Genomic DNA, 17,761 nt, shown 5'->3' with positions numbered 1-17,761 from the left:
CGATTACAGGTTGCGCAGACGGTCGACAGCGTCTTCCACCCGGTCTACCGCCCAGATTTCCAGGCCTTCGATCGACTGACGCGGGGCGTTGCTCTTGGGAATCAAGGCAATGCTGAACCCCAACTTGGCCGCTTCGCGCAAACGCTCCTGCCCACGCGGGGCCGGACGAATTTCACCGGCCAGACCGATTTCACCAAACACGACCAGGCCGCGTGGCAAGGGACGGTTATTCAAGGAGGACAAAATAGCCAGCAGCACCGCCAGGTCAGCCGCTGGTTCGGTAATCTTGACGCCACCGACGGCGTTCACGAACACGTCCTGGTCGTAGGTGACCACACCAGCATGGCGATGCATTACCGCCAGCAACATGGCCAGACGGGAACTTTCCAGGCCCACAGACAGGCGGCGCGGATTGGGCACATGGGCCGAGTCCACCAAAGCCTGAATTTCCACCAGCAAAGGTCGTGTGCCTTCCTGAGTAGCCATGACGCAAGAGCCTGCTACCGACTGGGAGTGCTGCGACAAGAACAGGGCCGAAGGGTTGCTGACCCCTTTCAACCCCTTTTCCGTCATGGCAAATACGCCCAGCTCATTGACCGCGCCAAAGCGGTTCTTGAACGCGCGCACCATGCGGAAGGAGGAATGGGTATCACCCTCGAAATACAGCACGGTATCCACGATGTGCTCCAGCACTCGTGGCCCGGCCAAGGTCCCGTCTTTGGTGACGTGACCGATAAAAATCATGGAGGTGCCGCTTTGCTTGGCCAGGCGGGTAAGCTGAGCCGCGCATTCGCGCACCTGCGACACCGAGCCTGGAGCCGCGCTGAGCTGATCCGAATACAGGGTTTGAATCGAGTCGATCACCACCACGCTGGGCTGGTGCGACTGCAAGGCCTGGCTGATGGACTCCAGACGAATTTCGGCCAGCAAGTCCACACCTTCGGTAGGCACACCCAGACGACGAGCACGCAAGGCGACCTGTTCGGCTGATTCCTCGCCTGTCACATACAGCACTTTGGTTTGCTGGGCCAAGGCAGCCATGGCTTGCAGCAGCAGCGTGGATTTACCGACTCCGGGATCGCCCCCGATCAGGATCACGCCGCCCTCAACCAGACCGCCGCCCAGAACGCGATCGAACTCGCCTATGCCGGTGGGCACACGCGGCAGTTCCCGCGCCTGCACATCGGAAAGACTTTGAACCGGGCTGGAACCGGCCAGGGAAGCAAAACGGTGGGCGCTGGCCGCAGCCGGCGTCTCCACCGTTTCCTGCAAACTGTTCCAAGCCCCGCAGGCCGGGCATTTGCCCGCCCACTTGGGTGTATCTGCCCCGCACTCTGTGCAAACAAATACAACTTTGGCCTTGCGGGCCGCACGAGTACTGGTGGCCATAGAAATTCCTTAACGTCCGGCCAGGCTGCCGCCGCCATCCACGCCCAGATTCTGGCCGGTGATATAAGCGGCTTCATCGCTTAGCAGGAAGGTGACCGCAGCAGCCACTTCCACGGCCTGCCCAAAACGTCCCAAGGGAATGGAGGACAGGCTACGTTGTTCGGCTTCACTGCCAACGGGATGATTGGCACGGAACAATTCGGTTTCGATCGGACCAGGAGAGACCGCATTGACGGTAATGCCGTAAGGAGCCAGTTCCAGCGCCCAGGTGCGGGTGCAACCCAGCAAGGCACTTTTGGCCGCGGCATAGCTGGTGCGGTCGGAACCGCCGTGCACGACACGACTGCAAATATTGACGATGCGGCCTTCCTTGCGCGCTTTCATCGAGGGGATGAAAGCCTGGGCCACTTGCACCGCCACACGCACATTCAGGTCAAACACCTGATAGAGATTGCCCAGGTCCACCTGACCAATCGGCTCGGGCGCGACCATACCCACATTGTTCACCACCGCATCAACGGGGTATTTTTCGCGGATAACGCGCAGCATTTCCTCGGTTTCGCCTGCATTGCTCAGATCGCAAGAGTACAGATATCCGGGGAAATCAATGCTTTCGGTATGGCGTGCCAGACCCACCACGTGGGCCCCGGCATCGGCCAGCCTTTGGCTGATTGCCCAGCCTATTCCTTTGGTAGCGCCGGTAACGAGTACACATTTATTTTTCATGGCTATGCCTTATTGGTGTTAATTCTGGATGATGCGCGGCACACGTGGGGCGACCGCGCAAATCAATTCGTAGCCCAGGGTTCCGGCTGCCGCAGCAACCTCATCCACACTGGGCCCGCCTTGACCGAACAACACCGCCTGACTGCCTACACCGGCGGCGGGCACCGGCGTCAGGTCTACTGCCAACATGTCCATGGAGACACGACCGAGCAAACGGGTACGCACACCGTTGACGGTAATAGGGGTGCCGGTTCCCGCATGGCGCGGGTAACCATCGGCATAGCCGCAAGCCACCACGCCAACGCGCATGGCCTGCTCGGCAATATAGGTATGGCCGTAACCAATGCCCTCGCCCTGCTTGACGCCGCGCACGCTGATCAGCTCTGCTGCCAGCGTCATGCCGGGCTGCAAACCGAAGTCATCGGCGCTGATGTCCGCAAAAGGAGAGCTGCCGTACAAACAGATACCGGGCCGCACCCAGTGGTCCGGACCGGAAGGCATGTAGGCCCCCAGGTCAGGGCTTAGGGTTGCGGCTGAATTGCACACACTGACCGGGCCGGGCAAGCCGTCGGTGATCCGGTCAAAGCAGCGAATCTGCTCCAGCGTGGCATCAATATTGTCGTCGGCGCGCGCAAAGTGCGTCATGCGACCGACCGTGCCCAGCTTGCCCGCTTTTTGCAGACGCTGGGCGCGCTCGAAAGCAGCGGGGTAATCGTCCACGCTGAAACCCAGACGGTTCATGCCGCTATTGAGCTTGACCATGGCATTCAAGGCCACCCCGCCCTTCCACTGCTCCAGCATCTTGAGCTGCTCGTGGCAATGAATAACGGTGGTCAGGCCAAATTCGGCCAGCACATCCAGATCTTCAGGCTGGAAAAAACCTTCCAGCAACATGATGGGGCCGGTCCAGCCGGCAGCCCGACAGCGTATGGCTTCTTTCAGGTCCAGCATCGCCATGCCTTCGGCGGCACTGAATGCCCGCACCGCATTTTCGATGTCATGACCGTAAGCATTAGCCTTCATGACGGCCCAGATATGGGGCCGTTTTACGCCGGATGGAGCCGTGGCGTTATTCAGGCTCTGAATAACCATATCGAGATTGTGACGCAGTGACGCAATATGAATGGTGGCCGAGATAGGACGTGGCATGGTTCTCCCCGAAGCAATACGAAAGTCTAAACCAGCCCTAGTGGAAACGAAAGCCGTATACTGGCGGACTATGTCTATCGAGCACTATGAAAACTTCCCTGTCGCCTCTGTGCTGCTACCTCGTCGGCTACGCCGACCGGTCACCGATATTTATCGTTTTGCCCGCAGCGCCGACGACATTGCTGATGAAGGCGATTTAAGCGCTGCCGAGCGCCTGGAACTGCTGGCGCAGTTCAAAGCCGGAATAGAACAACTGCAATATCACCAGCCTGTCCTGGCCGATACCCCGCACAGCGAAATTTTTGCCCCTTTGGCCAGCAGCATCAGCAACTTCCAGTTGCCACTCAAGCCTTTTCTGGACCTGCTGTCGGCATTCCGCCAGGATGTTACCACCCATCGCTATAGCGATATGGCGCAGGTGCTGGATTACTGTACCCGCTCGGCCAACCCGGTTGGCCGCTTGATGCTGCATCTGTATGAAGCCCACAGCCCGGAGCTGGTCGAGATGGCCGACTCCACCTGTACGGGGCTGCAATTGGTTAATTTCTGGCAGGACGTGGCGCTGGACTGGCACAAGAACCGTGTCTATATCCCGCAAGACCTGCTGGCCCAATACGATCTGGATGACGATTACATCCAGGCACGCACCCAGCTGCTGCGCCAGCCCGAGGCCGATGCACGCTGGCAGGAAATGATGCAGCTGCTGGTTACCGATGCCCGCCAGCGCCTGCAAGCCGGCCTGCTGCTGTCACCCCACCTGTCCGGGCGCATCAGCCTGGAACTGAAAATGATGGTGCTGGGCGGTCTGCGTATTCTGGAACGCCTGGAAGCGGTACAGTTTGATGTCTTCAGCCACCGCCCCACCCTGTCCCGCCTGGACTGGCTACGCCTGATTACCCGCGGCCTGAGCCGTACCCCTTACCGACCCTGAACGTCCATGAGCCCAGACGAGTATTGTCAGAACAAGGCAGCCCAAAGCGGCTCCAGCTTCTACTACGCCTTTTTGTTTCTGCCGCCCGAACGCCGCCGTGCCATCACGGCCTTGTACGCGTTTTGCCGCGAGGTTGACGACGTGGTGGACGAGGTTCACGAAGAGTCGGTCGCCCGCATGAAGCTGGTCTGGTGGCGCACGCAAGTGGCCGATCTGTACGAAGGCCGTGCCCATCACCCGGTCATGCAGGCCCTGGCTCCCCATATCAAGGCCTTCGACCTGCCCCAGGACGAGCTGCTGGCCGTCATTGACGGCATGGAAATGGATCTGGACCAGGTGCGCTACCAGAGCTGGAGCGAGCTGGAACGCTACTGTTGGCACGCCGCCAGCGTGGTGGGACTGCTGTCGGCGCGTATTTTTGGCCAAACCCAGAAACAGACCAGCGACTACGCCCAAAAACTGGGCCTGGCTTTTCAGCTGACCAATATTATCCGTGATGTAGGCGATGACGCTCGTCGTGGCCGCATCTACCTGCCTCAGGAAGATCTGGACAAGTTTGGCGTATCGCCCCATGAGATTCTGGATCAGCAACACTCGGAGCGCTTCGAGGCCCTGATGGCCTTTCAAACCGAACGTGCCCAGGATCTGTACCGCCAGGCTATGCGTGCCCTGCCCGCTGTTGATCGCAGGGCACAACGCCCCGGCCTGTTGATGGCGGCCATCTACCATGCCCTGCTGGTGGAAATTGCCAATGATCGCTGGCATGTGCTGGAACAGCGCATTTCGCTGACGCCCATTCGCAAGTTCTGGCTCGCCTGGAAAACCTGGGTATCGGGCGGCCGCAGCTTGCAACGCAAACTGGGCCGATGAAAGTCGCGGTTATCGGGGCGGGCTGGGCGGGCTGTGCCGCTGCCTGGCGCTTGAAGACCCAGGGCCATCAGGTCAGTGTCTTTGAAGCCTCGCGCCATATAGGCGGGCGTGCCCGCCGCATTCACAGCCCCAATCTGGGGCGCGACACCGATAACGGCCAGCACATCATGCTGGGGGCCTACTCCGTCATTCTGGGTTTGATGGGGGAAATCGGCCTGGACGAAGCCTCGCGTCTGGACCGCAAGGATCTGGACGTGATCTCGGCCGACGGACATTTTCGCCTGCGCAATCGCGCCCTGCCCGCCCCCTTCCATTTATTGACCGGCCTGCTGGGAGCCCAGGGCCTGAGCTGGTCGCAAAAAATCAAGCTGGCGCGTTTTTGCCGCTGGCTGATGACGCAGCAATGGCGCACGCCAGCCGGTCTGACGGTGTTGCAGCTTCTGGAGCAACACGAGCAAGACAGCCATGTCATCCGTCTGTTCTGGCAACCGCTGTGTGTAGCCGCCATGAACACCCCGATTGAGCAAGCCTGCGCCCAGCTGTTTGCCCATGTCCTGCGCGATAGTCTGGGCGGCCCGCGACAAGCCAGCCAAACCTTGATTCCGTTGACAGACTTAAGCCAGCTCTGGTGCGAATCCGCCCTGCGCGATATTCAGCTACAGCTAGGCCACCGGGTACAAAGGCTGGAACTGACGGAAGCGGGTGTACACATTGACGGCCTGCAGTTTGATACAGCCATTGTGGCTTGCCCGCCCGTCCAAGCTGCGCGCCTGCTGCATAGCCTGCCCAGCAGCCCGGCCAGCGAACAATTGCTGGCGGATCTGGAGGCATTCAGCTATGTCCCTATCGCCACCCTGTATCTGGAACTGGAACAGGCCTGGAACCTGCCCCACTCCATGTTGATGCTGGACGACAGCAGTGGCAGCGGCGGGCAATGGCTGTTTGATCACAGCGCGCTGAAGCCGGGTAGCGGCGAAACGCTGGTGGGGATCGTCATCAGCGACGCAGTGCGCCTGCAGGCGCTGGACCGCGAGCAAGCCATTGCCGCGATTATCGAGCAGGTACGCAGCCAAACCCGGCATCTGAAAGCCATGCCAGCGGTACGAGCTAGCGAACTGATTATCGAAAAGCGAGCTACTTTTGCAGCCATACCCGGCTTGCGTCGTCCTTCAGTAACGACACCGTGGCCAGCCATTCGTGTGGCGGGCGACTGGACCGATACCGGCTACCCCGGTGTGCTGGAAGGTGCGGTGCGCAGCGGTCTGAAAGCGGCGCATCTGTAAGGGCCACGGCTGAGCACTACTGCGCCGACGGTGTCAGCAACGTCTGCGCGGGCTTATGAGCCGCCAGAAACTCTTGCTGGAACAAACACATACGCACCACGTCCCGGTACTGGCCGTTAATGAAGAACTCGTGTTTGAGCTCGCCTTCCACCTGGAAACCAAACTTCTGATAAATGTGAATGGCCTTGTGGTTTTCCTTATCCACAATCAGCACAATCTTGTACAGGTTCAGCACCCCAAAGCCGTACTCGATAGCCAGCTTGGTCGCCCGCGAGGCAATGCCCTTGCCCTGAAATTCCGGCGCAATGATGATCTGGAACTCGGCCCGGCGGTGTACATAATCAATTTCCACCAGCTCCACCACACCGGAGGGCTGCCCTTCCCACTCCACCACAAAACGACGCTCACGCTGATCATGAATGTGCTCATCGTACAGAGCTGCCAGCTCGCCATAGGTTTCGTAGGGTTCCTCGAACCAGTAGCGCATCACGCTGGCGTTATTGTCCAGCAAATGCACAAAGCGCAGGTCCTCGCGCTCCAGGGGGCGTAATTTCACGTGAGTCGTTTTACTCATGACTTTTCTATCCTTTCTCTATGTTCGATAGACGAGCCGCCTATCTGCCTATACCAAAGGCCATAGACATCATGCCCGCATATCGTGTGTTTTTGATGAAGGCCTGATAGAAAAAGTTCAGTTAGCTGCGAAACCGCAGCCCTGCCAGTCTTGCAGCAAAACCGGCCAAAAACGCAAAAACCCCGATTTCTGCTTTCCTGCATAGCAAACTGAATATCATTCAGGCCAGCAGGAATATCAAAATCGGGGTTTGAAACTACTACCTGGCCGCCATGGCTGCGCCAGCACAGGGCCAGCGCAGATAGCGGGCATCAGGTTGGGGCGTGTTCCTCGATGTAGCGACGTACTTGGGCTACATCCGAATCCATCACCACCACTTTCTGTGGCAAGTCTGCCAGACCGGCCAGGTGCGCAGGCACCGGTGCGGGCTGACCAATCGCTTCTTCGATCGTCTCGGAGAACTTGGCAGGCAGCGCGGTTTCCAGCACCAGCATGGGGATGCCTTCTTCGCGGAAGTTCTGAGCCACCTTGACGGCGTCTGCCGTGTGCGGGTCGATCAGAGTCTGGTACTGCGTGTTTACCTGGGCAATCGTGTTCAGACGATCCTGGTGCGAGCTGGCGCCAGCCACAAAGCCGAACTCTTCCTGGAAGCGTGGCAGATACTCGCTCAGATCGAACTGGCCTTCTTTAGCCAACTGTTCCCACAATGCCTTGACCTTGCTGCCATCACGGCCCAGCAGGTCAAACACAAAGCGCTCGAAGTTGGAGGCGCGGGAAATGTCCATGGACGGGCTGGACGTGGCGTAAGTTTGCTCGGAACCACGGGGACGATAAATGCCAGTGCGGAAGAACTCTTCCAGCACGTTGTTTTCATTGGTGGCCAGAACCAGCTTGGCGATAGGAAGACCCATCTGGCGAGCAATGTGACCCGACAGAATATTGCCAAAGTTGCCCGAAGGAACAGCAAACGAGACCTTTTGACCGGCCTGGTTCGTGCTGCGCAGCCAACCCCAGAAGTAGTACACCACCTGAGCGGAAATACGTGCCCAGTTAATGGAGTTCACGGCACCCAGATGCCATTTGGATTTGAACTCCAGATCGCCTGCCAAAGCCTTGACGATATCCTGGCAATCATCGAACACACCCTTGACCGACAGGTTGTGGATGTTTTCGTCTTGCAAGGAGTACATCTGAGCGCGTTGGAAAGCGCTCATGCGGCCGTAGGGCGAGAGCATGAACACGCTGACGCCACGCTTGCCGCGCAAGGCGTATTCAGCCGCCGAACCTGTGTCGCCGGAAGTGGCGCCCACAATGTTCAGGGTGCTGTTGCGCTGTGTCAGCACGTACTCAAAAACCTGGCCCAGGAACTGCATGGCCATGTCTTTAAAAGCCAGGGTTGGACCTTGGGACAAGCCCAGCAAGGAGAAACCAGGTTCCAGTTCCTTGACGGGTACCACCTGCTCGCTGTCGAACACGCCAGGTGCGTAAGCACGTGCCGTCAAGGCGGACAGTTCATCAGCTGGGATATCGGTGACAAACAGGCCCAGCACTTTGGCGGCCAGTTCGGGGTAGCTCAGGGCGCGCCAGGATTCCAGCGTTTCTGCACTGACTTGAGGGTAGCTTTCTGGCATGGCCAAACCGCCATCCGGAGCCAGGCCTTCCAGCAAGATGTCCGAGAATAGCTGGGCCTTCATGCCGCCACGGGTAGAGATGTAATTCATTACAGGTTCTCCACGCGCAAACGGGTCACGGCAGACTGTACAAAAGGCAGATTCTGAATCTGGCTGATTGCGCCATTGATGGCACCTTCACGCGCTTCGTGCGTCAGGAAGATGATATCGGCCTGTTCGCCAGCCGGTTCCTGGAACATGGAACCGATCGAGATCGAGGCTTGAGCCAGAATGCGGGCCACATCAGCCAGCACACCAGGACGGTCGTCCACACGCAAGCGCAGGTAGTACGAGGACACCACCTCATCCATAGGCAGGATGGGGGTATCGGACATGGCGTTGTGCTGGAAGGCCAGGTAAGGCACGCGGTGTTCGGGTTCTGCAGTTTGCAGACGGGTCACGTCCACCAGATCGGCCACCACCGCCGACGCGGTTGGCAAGGCACCGGCACCGGCACCGTAGTACACGGTTTGGCCCACGGCGTCGCCATGCACCAGCACCGCGTTCATGGCACCTTGCACATTGGCCAGCATGCTTTGCAGCGGAACCAAGGTGGGGTGTACGCGCAGTTCGATACCTTCTTCACGGGCGCGGGTAATACCCAGCAGCTTGATGTTGTAGCCCAGACGTTGTGCGTGTTGCAGGTCTTCCAGTGCCAGGCTGGTAATGCCTTCCACGTGGGCCTTGCTGAACTGCACCGGAATACCGAAGGCCAGGGAGGCCAGCAGGCTCAGCTTGTGCGCCGCGTCCACCCCTTCAATGTCGAAAGTAGGATCAGCTTCGGCGTAACCCAGGCGCTGGGCATCGGCCAAGGCTTCAGCAAAGCTGACGCCACGGTTGCGCATTTCGGACAGGATGTAGTTGGTGGTGCCGTTGATAATGCCGGCCAGCCACTGAATACGGTTGGCCGTCAGGCCTTCGCGAATCGCCTTGATGATAGGAATACCACCGGCCACAGCGGCTTCAAACGCCACCATGACACTGCGCTCGTGAGCAGCGGCAAAAATCTTGTTGCCATGCTTGGCCAGCAGCGCCTTGTTGGCGGTAACCACGTGCTTGCCCTGGGCAATGGCTTCCATGACCCACTCGCGTGCCAGGGTGTCGCCACCCACCAGCTCGACCACAATATCGATCTCGGGATTGCGCACCACATCCATGCCGTCTGTGGTCAGGGTGACTTCGTCCCCAACCAGCGCACGTGCCTTTTCCAGGTCACGCACAGCAATAGCGACCACCTCAATACGGCGACCGGCGCGGCGAGCGATTTCATCTGCATTGCGTTTCAATACGTTCCAGGTGCCGCTGCCAACCACACCCAAACCCAGCAAACCTACTTTGATAGGACTCATTGAACAAATCCGTCCTTACGGAACATTTCTTTGATGCCGCGTACCGCCTGACGGGTACGTTGCTCGTTTTCGATCAGCGCAAAGCGCACATAGTTGTCGCCATACTCACCAAAGCCGATGCCGGGGGATACGGCTACTTTGGCATCGCTCAGTAAGCGCTTGGCAAACTCCAGCGAACCGATGTCCTTGTAGAACTCGGGAATCTTGGCCCAGATATACATTGATGCCTTGGGGACATCGACCATCCAGCCTGCTTCATGCAGGCCCTTGGCCAGTACGTCGCGACGGCGGCGGTACTGCTCCACCACCTCGCTGACACAATCTTGTGGCCCTTCCAGCGCCGCAATGGCGGCCACCTGAATCGGTGTGAAGGTGCCGTAGTCGTGATAGCTCTTGATACGTGCCAGAGCATTGACCAAGGACTCGTTGCCCACCATGAAACCAATACGCCAGCCGGCCATATTGTAGCTTTTGCTCATGGTGAAAAACTCGACCGCTACATCGCGCGCGCCTTCCACCTGCATGATGGAGGGGGCCACGTAGCCGTCAAAGGTAATGTCGGCATAGGCCAGATCATGTACCACCAGAATATTGTGCTCGCGTGCCAGCGCCACAATACGCTCAAAAAAGGACAGTTCCACGCACTGGGCCGTCGGATTGCTGGGAAAACCCAGAATCATCATTTTGGGCTTGGGAATGGACTCCCGCACGGCTTTTTCGATTTCCTCGAAAAAATCCACGCCTGGGACCATGGGTACCGAACGGATATTCGCGCCGGCAATGACGGCACCATAGATATGAATGGGGTAGCTGGGGTTGGGCACCAGCACAGTGTCGCCCTTGTCCAGCGTTGCCAGCATCAAGTGGGCCAGACCTTCTTTGGAACCGATGGTAACGATCGCTTCACTATCAGGATCCAAGTGCACATTGTAGCGGCGCTCGTACCAATTGGTCACGGCTCGGCGCAGACGCGGAATGCCTTTGGAGACAGAATATCCATGAGTGTCCGGGCGGGTGGCCGCCTCGACCAGCTTTTCCACGATGTGCGCCGGTGTCGCTCCGTCCGGGTTCCCCATGGACATGTCGATAATGTCCTCGCCACGACGGCGGGCGGCCATTTTCAGCTCGCCGGTAATGTTGAACACGTAAGGCGGCAAACGCTCGATGCGCGGAAAGCGAATCATGACATTCCTTGATAAGAAAAAGCGAAGACCCAAACCAAAAGTCAAAAGTGAATCAAAGAGTTTAATCCATGATTGACTTACTGAGAATCACTGCAAACAGATCAGGTGCCGCATCGTCACTGGCGCTTTGCGCTATCATCGAAGCTGAAAACCGGAGAGACTCATCGTGCAACTGCAACGCGAACACAATCCAGCCATGAATGCCATCACCGCTTACGGTGACGATTATGTGGCGATCAACTTTCAAAACCACGATCATTCCATCTTCTTTAGCCCCGAAGGTCCGGTTCAGGACCTGGCCATTCAAAACGCCTCCGAGCTGACAGCCGTGCTGCTGCGCCGGATTGCGGGACTGGAATCGGTCAAGCAAGACCCCATGGCTTTTCTGGATGACGCCCCGCCGGCGCGCCCTGACAACGCCCCCGAACTGATTTTGATTGGTACTGGCCAGCGCCAGCACTTTTTGCATCCCGCTGTCACGCAGGAAATGCTGCAGTGGGGCATAGGTGTGGAAATCATGGATACCCAGGCTGCCGCCAGAACCTACAATATCCTCATGGCTGAAGGCCGCAAAGTAGTCGCGGCCTTACTGATACAGGAAAAAGCATGACTGCCGTACAAATTGGTGCCCCTATCCCCGACTTTTCCGTGCCCTCCACTCAGGGCGAGTTCAGCGCGGCTGACCTGAAAGGAAAAATGACAGTGTTGTACTTTTACCCCAAAGACAACACGCCAGGCTGCACCACCGAGTCCCAGAATTTCCGCGACGCCCTGCCTGAATTCCAGGCCGCAGGCGCGCAAATCATTGGCGTTTCGCGCGACTCGCTGGGTTCGCACGAACGTTTTATTGACAAGCAAGCCCTGACTTTCCCTTTGCTTGCCGACACCGAAGAGCGCTTGTGCGAACTGTTTGGGGTCATGAAAATGAAAAACATGTACGGTAAACAGGTACGTGGCATCGAGCGCAGCACCTTTTTGATCGACGCCCAAGGTGTGTTGATTCAAGAATGGCGTGGCATCAAAGTGCCCGGCCACGTCCAGGCTGTATTACAGGCTGTCCAGCAAGCCGCCTGAAACCTTACCGTGCCGGCCTGCAGGTCGGCACACAACCAGGAGTACGTGTTATATGCCGCTACCAACGTTGCCCACCAAGCTGGGAACCCTGCTTAGCGAAAAAGATGACAGTGTCATCCTTGCCGATCCACCCGTACCACTAGACGAACCCGACACTCCCCCCGCCAGCCCCCAAGCCGCCCCCAGTAAAGCGGCTGCTACGCCACGCTCCAAAAAGCCTGCGCCCGTCAAAACGGCGCCCGCGGCCCCTGCAGCAGCGCCTGCGCCCGCCAGTGTGGCCAAAGCAGCTCCCAGCAAAAGCGCTGCCGACAGCCCTGCCCAGGCTCCCAAGCCTGTCGCCGGCGCAGCCAGCAAACGCACCCGTCTGGCCCCCACCCAGCGCAAATTGTTTGTGCTGGATACCAACGTCTTGCTGCACGACTCCAATTCGCTGTTCAAGTTTGAAGAGCACGACATCTTCCTGCCCATGATGGTGCTGGAAGAACTGGATCACCAGAAAAAGGGCCTGTCTGAAGTGGCTCGCAATGCACGTCAGGTCAGCCGCTCCCTGGAAGGTCTGGTGGGCGATCATGGTCTGGACAAGCCCATCAATCTGGATGGCATCGGCAATACCGAAGCGCGTGGCGCCGTCACCTTCCAGACCAGCGCTCTGGATACCACCCTGCCTATCCAGCTGCCGCTGGGCAAGGCGGACAACGCTATTTTGGCCGTGGTCAATGCCCTGACCCAGAGCATGCCCAAACGCGAAGTGGTGCTGGTGTCCAAAGACATCAATATGCGCCTGAAGGCCAAGGCACTGGGCCTGCTGGCCGAAGACTACCGCCACGATCACGTTCTGGATGACTCCGACCTGCTGTATGACGGTGTCATGCCCTTGCCGGACAATTTCTGGACCAAGCACGGCAAGAACATGGAATCCTGGCAACAGGGTGGCACCACCTTCTACCGCATCAGCGGGCCGCTGTGCAGCCAGTTCATGGTCAACCAGTTCGTGTTTACCGAAGGCGACGATCCCTTGTATGCCCAGGTACGCGAAACCGCTGGCAATACCGCGGTACTGGCCACCTTGCGCGACTACAGTCACGGCAAGAACAACGTCTGGGGCATTACGGCTCGCAACCGCGAACAGAACTTTGCCCTGAACCTGTTGATGAACCCGGATTTTGATTTCGTCTCCCTGCTGGGCCATGCCGGTACAGGTAAAACGCTGCTGGCCCTGGCCAGTGCGCTGACCCAGACCCTGGAGACCAAACGCTACAACGAAATCATCATCACCCGTGCCACCGTGCCTGTCGGAGATGACATCGGCTTCCTGCCCGGTACCGAGGAAGAGAAAATGCAGCCCTGGATGGGTGCGCTGGAAGACAACCTGGAAGTCCTGCACCTGGGCACCGGCAAGTCCTCCAACAACCTGAACAATCCGCAAGGCACCGAGGCTCCGCGCAACTCCACCATGGAACTGGTGCGCTCCAAGATCAAGGTGAAATCCCTGAGCTTCATGCGGGGTCGTACCTTCATGAACAAGTTCCTGATCATCGACGAGGCCCAGAACCTGACGCCCAAGCAGATGAAAACACTGGTGACGCGCGCCGGTCCAGGAACTAAAATTGTCTGCCTGGGCAATATTGCCCAGATCGACACGCCCTACCTGACCGAGGGCAGTTCGGGGCTGACCTACGTGGTAGACCGATTCAAAGGCTGGCCGCATGCAGGCCACATTACCTTGCAACGTGGTGAGCGCTCCCGTCTGGCCGATTACGCCAGCGACGCACTCTAAACCGAATCTCTACTCACTCAAACCGGGTCCTGGACCCGGTTTTTTTTTACCGCCAGGCTGCGTCAAAGCGCGCACGCACAGCAAGGACGCAGCGTGGGGGATTTTTTAATGACTGCTATGAAACGTACCGCACAGCCCATCGGGCTTACCATGGGCGATGCCGCTGGCATAGGCCCGGAAATTATTGCCCGCCTGATTGTTGAAGGCTTGCCCCACCCTGCCGTGGTTTATGGTGATGCCGGCGCACTGCGCCGTGCCCTGGCACTGATTGGTGCCGCTCAAGACTGGCACGTCGAGGAAGTGGAGCAGCCCGTTTGCACGCCCAAAGGGGTAATTGCGGTACTGAATCGCTGGCAAGCCCTACCCGAAGACCTGCCCTATGGCGAAGTTCACGCCCTGGCCGGACGCGGTGCCTACGAATACCTGTGCCACGCCATTGATGATGCCCAGGCTGGCCTGATCCGTGCCATCGTCACTGCCCCGCTGAACAAGCTGGCCATGCAAAAAGGCGGTATCGATGCCCCCGGCCATACCGAGATTCTGGCCGAGCGCAGCCACACCGAGCACTACGCCATGATGCTGGCCAACGAGCATTTGCGCTCCCTTCTGGTCACCATTCACGAACCGCTAGCCCGTGTCCCTTCCCTGATTACTACAGAGCGCGTGCTGCAAACCATACGACTGGCACAACTGGCCTGCACCCAGGCCGGAATCGCCAAGCCCCGTGTGGCCGTCGCGGGCCTGAACCCCCACGCGGGTGAAGGCGGCAAATTTGGTTTGGAAGATATAGAACAGATCACCCCGGCTATTGAACAAGCCTGCGCTGAAGGCATCCAGGCCAGCGGCCCTTGGCCCGGCGATACGATTTTCATGCGGGCTCGTCAGGGAGAGTTCGATATTGTGGTGGCCCAATACCATGACCAGGGGCTGATTCCCATCAAGCTGCTGGGTCTGGACGAAGGCGTGAACGTGACAGTTGGCTTGCCTTTTATCCGCACCAGTGTCGACCACGGCACCGCGTACGACATTGCCGGACAGGGCAAGGCTGATGCCTCCTCCCTGGGCTATGCCTACCGTATGGCTCTTTCCATGAGCGCGCATCAAGCATGATCAAGCGCTTACCGATTGACCCGTTTTTGCTGAAGCTGTTTGCCACGGTTGCACTTGCCAGTCTGCTGCCCGCCCAAGGTTGGGGCGTGCCACTGTTTCAACACATCACCCAGATTGCGATTGCCCTGCTGTTCTTTCTGCATGGTGCTCGTCTGTCACGAGAGGCCATTTGGGGCGGCTTGTCTCACTGGCGCTTGCACCTGCTGATTCTGTCCGTCACCTTCTTGCTCTTCCCGATTCTAGGCAGTGGCGTGGCCGCCGTGCTGCGTCCCTGGCTAACCGACAATCTGTACCTGGGAATCCTGTTTCTGGCCTGCCTGCCCAGCACCGTGCAGTCTGCAGTGGCGCTGACCGCAATGGCTAGAGGCAATGTGCCGGTGTCCATTTGCAGCGCCTCTGCCTCCACCCTGCTGGGTGTGTTCATCACGCCTCTGCTGGTTGGCATCATGCTGGCTGGTGCCACCAGCGCCCAGGCCACGGTGTCGCTGGAAGCGGTGGGGAAAATCATGCTGCAACTGTTTTTCCCCTTTGTCTTCGGGCATCTGCTGCGTCCCGTGATCGGGGCCTGGGTCATGAAGCGCCAGCAACTGCTGAAAGTCGTGGATCAGGGATCGATTCTGCTGGTGGTGTATACGGCCTTTTCAGGCGCGGTGGTGGGCGGCCTGTGGTCCTCCACCCCATTGAGTGCCTTGGGACTGATTGTGCTGTCCAACGCCGTTCTGCTGACCTTGGCGCAAGTGCTGGCCTGGAACCTGGGGCGCTGGCTGGGCTTTTCCTTTGAGGACCGTGTCAGCCTGCTGATGTGTGGTTCCAATAAAAGCCTGAGCAGCGGCATCCCGATTGCCAACGTGATTTTCCCCAGTGCCATGGTGGGGCCTATCATCTTGCCGATCATGCTGTTTCACCAGTGGCAGCTACTGGTGTGTGCATGGCTGGCGAAAAGACTGGCTGCTCGCAGTGAACACTAAGAGAACGGCAAGCCACCTTGCGTAGCTGCCCATACAGACTGAACAATGAATAAAAAAGAGGCATACCGCGGTATGCCTCTTTTTTTGTCCTGATATCTGCTCAACAGACTCGACCGCCTGCACACTGAAGCAGCCACTGTGCTTCTTAATTCGGCATGTAATCCAGAAAGCGCGTACTGGCGCCAGCAAAGGTCAGACGAACCGAACCAATCGGACCGTTACGCTGCTTACCAATAATGATTTCAGCCGTGCCTTTATCGGGCGAATCTGGGTTGTAGACCTCGTCTCGGTAAATAAACAAGATCAAGTCAGCATCCTGCTCAATAGCCCCCGATTCACGCAAGTCACTCATTACAGGACGTTTGTTGGGGCGTTGTTCCAGACTTCGGTTCAGCTGCGACAAGGCGATCAAGGGGCAGTTCAGCTCTTTGGCCAGTCCCTTCAAAGAACGACTGATTTCAGAAATCTCTGTTGCCCGGTTCTCGCCACCGCTTGAAGACATCAGCTGCAAGTAGTCGATGATGATCAAGCCTAGCTGGCCACACTGCCGTGCCAGTCGTCGAGCTCGCGCGCGCACTTCCATAGAAGACAGGCCGGGCGTTTCATCAATGTAAATCTGGGCTTCCTGCACCTGCTGCACGGCATGCGTCAGGCGCGGCCAATCGTCGGCAGTCAGCTTGCCGGTACGCATGCGGTGCTGGTCCAGCAAACCAACCGAACCCACCATACGCATGGCCAGCTGCACCGCACCCATTTCCATGGAGAACACGGCAACGGGCAGGCCCTGGGCAATAGCCACGTGTTCGCCAATATTCATGGAGAACGAGGTTTTACCCATGGAAGGACGACCCGCCACAATCACCAGGTCGCCTGGCTGCAAGCCTGAAGTCATCTTGTCCAGGTCAATAAAGCCAGTCGGCACACCGGTGACTTCCGAGTCGCCTTCACGGTGATACAGCTCGTCAATACGTTCCACCACCTGGCTTAGCAGTGGCTGGATTTCCAGAAAGCCCTGCGAGCCGCGCGCCCCTTCCTGAGCGATCTGAAACACACGGGTTTCCGCTTCGTCCAGAATCTGGCGGGCTTCCTTGCCCTGGGGGTTGAACGCCGCTGAAGAAATATCATCAGCAACGGTGACCAGCTTGCGCAGCGTGGAACGCTCGCGCACGATTTCGGCGTAGCGACGAATGTTGGCCGCCGATGGCGTATTGTGGGCCAGCGCATTCAGATACGCCAGGCCGCCCACCTCTTCCTGCTTGCCTGCAACCGACAGGGACTCAAACACCGTGACCACGTCGGCAGGACGGGCCAAGCCAATCAAGCGGGTAATGTGTTGCCAGATCAGCTTGTGATCAAAACGATAAAAATCCTCGTCGGTGACAATATCGGCCACCCGGTCAAACGCGGCATTATCGAGCAACAAGCCACCGAGCACCGACTGCTCCGCCTCAATGGAATGAGGCGGGACCCTAAGGTAATCCAGCGTTGAATCGGATTTGGCTGACTTGCTTTCCATGCATATACCTTCAAATCAAGGAAAAAAATCGACGCCGCAGCCAACAGTATGTGTTGTGCGGGCTTGAACAGTCTGTGTATCTGGGGTCAGAACAGTCAGGCTCAACAGTATGTTTGGCTGACAGGACCGGATGCGGCAGCACAGTCACGCGGCAGGCGTGCTGGCTCTCTTCGAACAGAATGAAGAGAAAA

General features: G+C 58.3%; 16 protein-coding genes. 8 read left to right on the top strand and 8 right to left on the bottom strand.

From position 1 onward, the window contains the following. Positions 1–3: 3 nt before the first annotated feature. From radA to alr, 3 genes are read right to left on the bottom strand one after another with little or no spacing between them, the layout of a single operon-like run. Entirely contained in the window at positions 4–1,389 is a 1,386-nt protein-coding gene (radA, locus tag CPY64_RS04295; RefSeq protein WP_026484350.1) for a DNA repair protein RadA, read from the bottom strand. A 9-nt stretch (positions 1,390–1,398) separates the two neighbouring features. After that, the gene (locus CPY64_RS04290) at positions 1,399–2,115 is read right to left on the bottom strand and encodes an SDR family oxidoreductase (RefSeq protein ID WP_042484323.1); all 717 of its coding nucleotides are present in this window, start codon (positions 2,113–2,115) and stop codon (positions 1,399–1,401) included. An 18-nt stretch (positions 2,116–2,133) separates the two neighbouring features. Next, positions 2,134–3,264 carry an alanine racemase gene (alr, locus tag CPY64_RS04285; RefSeq protein WP_042484320.1) on the bottom strand — a complete coding sequence of 377 codons (1,131 nt, stop codon included), beginning with the start codon at positions 3,262–3,264 and terminating at the stop codon, positions 2,134–2,136. Between the two features lie 70 nt (positions 3,265–3,334). Here alr and hpnC point away from each other — a divergent pair, with 70 nt between their 5' ends. Genes hpnC through hpnE form a run of 3 tightly spaced genes read left to right on the top strand, consistent with a single transcriptional unit; the run spans position 3,335 to position 6,348 of the window. After that, entirely contained in the window at positions 3,335–4,195 is an 861-nt protein-coding gene (hpnC, locus tag CPY64_RS04280; RefSeq protein WP_042484317.1) for a squalene synthase HpnC, read from the top strand. Between the two features lie 6 nt (positions 4,196–4,201). Beyond that, the gene (hpnD, locus tag CPY64_RS04275) at positions 4,202–5,065 is read left to right on the top strand and encodes a presqualene diphosphate synthase HpnD (protein ID WP_042484314.1); all 864 of its coding nucleotides are present in this window, start codon (positions 4,202–4,204) and stop codon (positions 5,063–5,065) included. Continuing rightward, positions 5,062–6,348, top strand: coding sequence for a hydroxysqualene dehydroxylase HpnE (gene hpnE / locus CPY64_RS04270; RefSeq protein WP_042484309.1), 1,287 nt, complete (start codon positions 5,062–5,064; stop codon positions 6,346–6,348). Before hpnD ends, hpnE begins: the two co-directional genes overlap by 4 nt. Positions 6,349–6,364: 16 nt before the next feature. On the opposite strand, the gene speG is transcribed toward hpnE, so the two are convergent. The 4 genes from speG to alaC form a co-directional block, all read right to left on the bottom strand. Next, the gene (gene speG / locus CPY64_RS04265; RefSeq protein WP_042484305.1) at positions 6,365–6,922 is read right to left on the bottom strand and encodes a spermidine N1-acetyltransferase; all 558 of its coding nucleotides are present in this window, start codon (positions 6,920–6,922) and stop codon (positions 6,365–6,367) included. 311 nt (positions 6,923–7,233) lie between these two features. Further along, positions 7,234–8,643 carry a threonine synthase gene (gene thrC, locus CPY64_RS04260; RefSeq protein ID WP_042484299.1) on the bottom strand — a complete coding sequence of 470 codons (1,410 nt, stop codon included), beginning with the start codon at positions 8,641–8,643 and terminating at the stop codon, positions 7,234–7,236. Then, a complete protein-coding gene (locus tag CPY64_RS04255) occupies positions 8,643–9,941 on the bottom strand; it encodes a homoserine dehydrogenase (RefSeq protein ID WP_022983573.1) in 1,299 nt (432 codons plus the stop codon). The genes thrC and CPY64_RS04255 overlap by 1 nt, the downstream gene beginning before the upstream one ends. Continuing rightward, positions 9,938–11,125, bottom strand: a complete 1,188-nt coding sequence (gene alaC / locus CPY64_RS04250; protein WP_026484343.1) for an alanine transaminase — start codon at positions 11,123–11,125, stop codon at positions 9,938–9,940. The genes CPY64_RS04255 and alaC overlap by 4 nt, the downstream gene beginning before the upstream one ends. Positions 11,126–11,291: 166 nt before the next feature. Here alaC and CPY64_RS04245 point away from each other — a divergent pair, with 166 nt between their 5' ends. The 5 genes from CPY64_RS04245 (at position 11,292) to CPY64_RS04225 (ending at position 16,054) form a co-directional block, all read left to right on the top strand. Continuing rightward, the gene (locus tag CPY64_RS04245; RefSeq protein WP_042484296.1) at positions 11,292–11,735 is read left to right on the top strand and encodes an Mth938-like domain-containing protein; all 444 of its coding nucleotides are present in this window, start codon (positions 11,292–11,294) and stop codon (positions 11,733–11,735) included. Continuing rightward, positions 11,732–12,199, top strand: coding sequence for a peroxiredoxin (locus CPY64_RS04240; protein ID WP_042484293.1), 468 nt, complete (start codon positions 11,732–11,734; stop codon positions 12,197–12,199). The genes CPY64_RS04245 and CPY64_RS04240 overlap by 4 nt, the downstream gene beginning before the upstream one ends. Positions 12,200–12,251: 52 nt before the next feature. Further along, positions 12,252–13,976, top strand: a complete 1,725-nt coding sequence (locus tag CPY64_RS04235; RefSeq protein ID WP_042484290.1) for a PhoH family protein — start codon at positions 12,252–12,254, stop codon at positions 13,974–13,976. A gap of 117 nt (positions 13,977–14,093) precedes the next feature. Further along, positions 14,094–15,086: a 4-hydroxythreonine-4-phosphate dehydrogenase PdxA gene (gene pdxA, locus CPY64_RS04230; protein WP_086046089.1), complete on the top strand. Its 993-nt coding sequence runs from the start codon at positions 14,094–14,096 to the stop codon at positions 15,084–15,086. Continuing rightward, entirely contained in the window at positions 15,083–16,054 is a 972-nt protein-coding gene (locus tag CPY64_RS04225; protein ID WP_096917374.1) for a bile acid:sodium symporter family protein, read from the top strand. Before pdxA ends, CPY64_RS04225 begins: the two co-directional genes overlap by 4 nt. Before the next feature lie 145 nt (positions 16,055–16,199). Here the strand turns inward: CPY64_RS04225 and CPY64_RS04220 are convergent, their stop codons facing one another. Then, positions 16,200–17,570: a replicative DNA helicase gene (locus CPY64_RS04220; protein WP_009457570.1), complete on the bottom strand. Its 1,371-nt coding sequence runs from the start codon at positions 17,568–17,570 to the stop codon at positions 16,200–16,202. Between the last annotated feature and the right edge of the window lie 191 nt (positions 17,571–17,761).

Source organism: Alcaligenes faecalis, from assembly GCF_002443155.1.
Lineage (GTDB): Bacteria > Pseudomonadota > Gammaproteobacteria > Burkholderiales > Burkholderiaceae_B > Alcaligenes > Alcaligenes faecalis.
The sequence above is the reverse complement of the archived record's forward strand: the minus strand, read 5'-3'. Positions and strand labels throughout refer to the sequence as shown.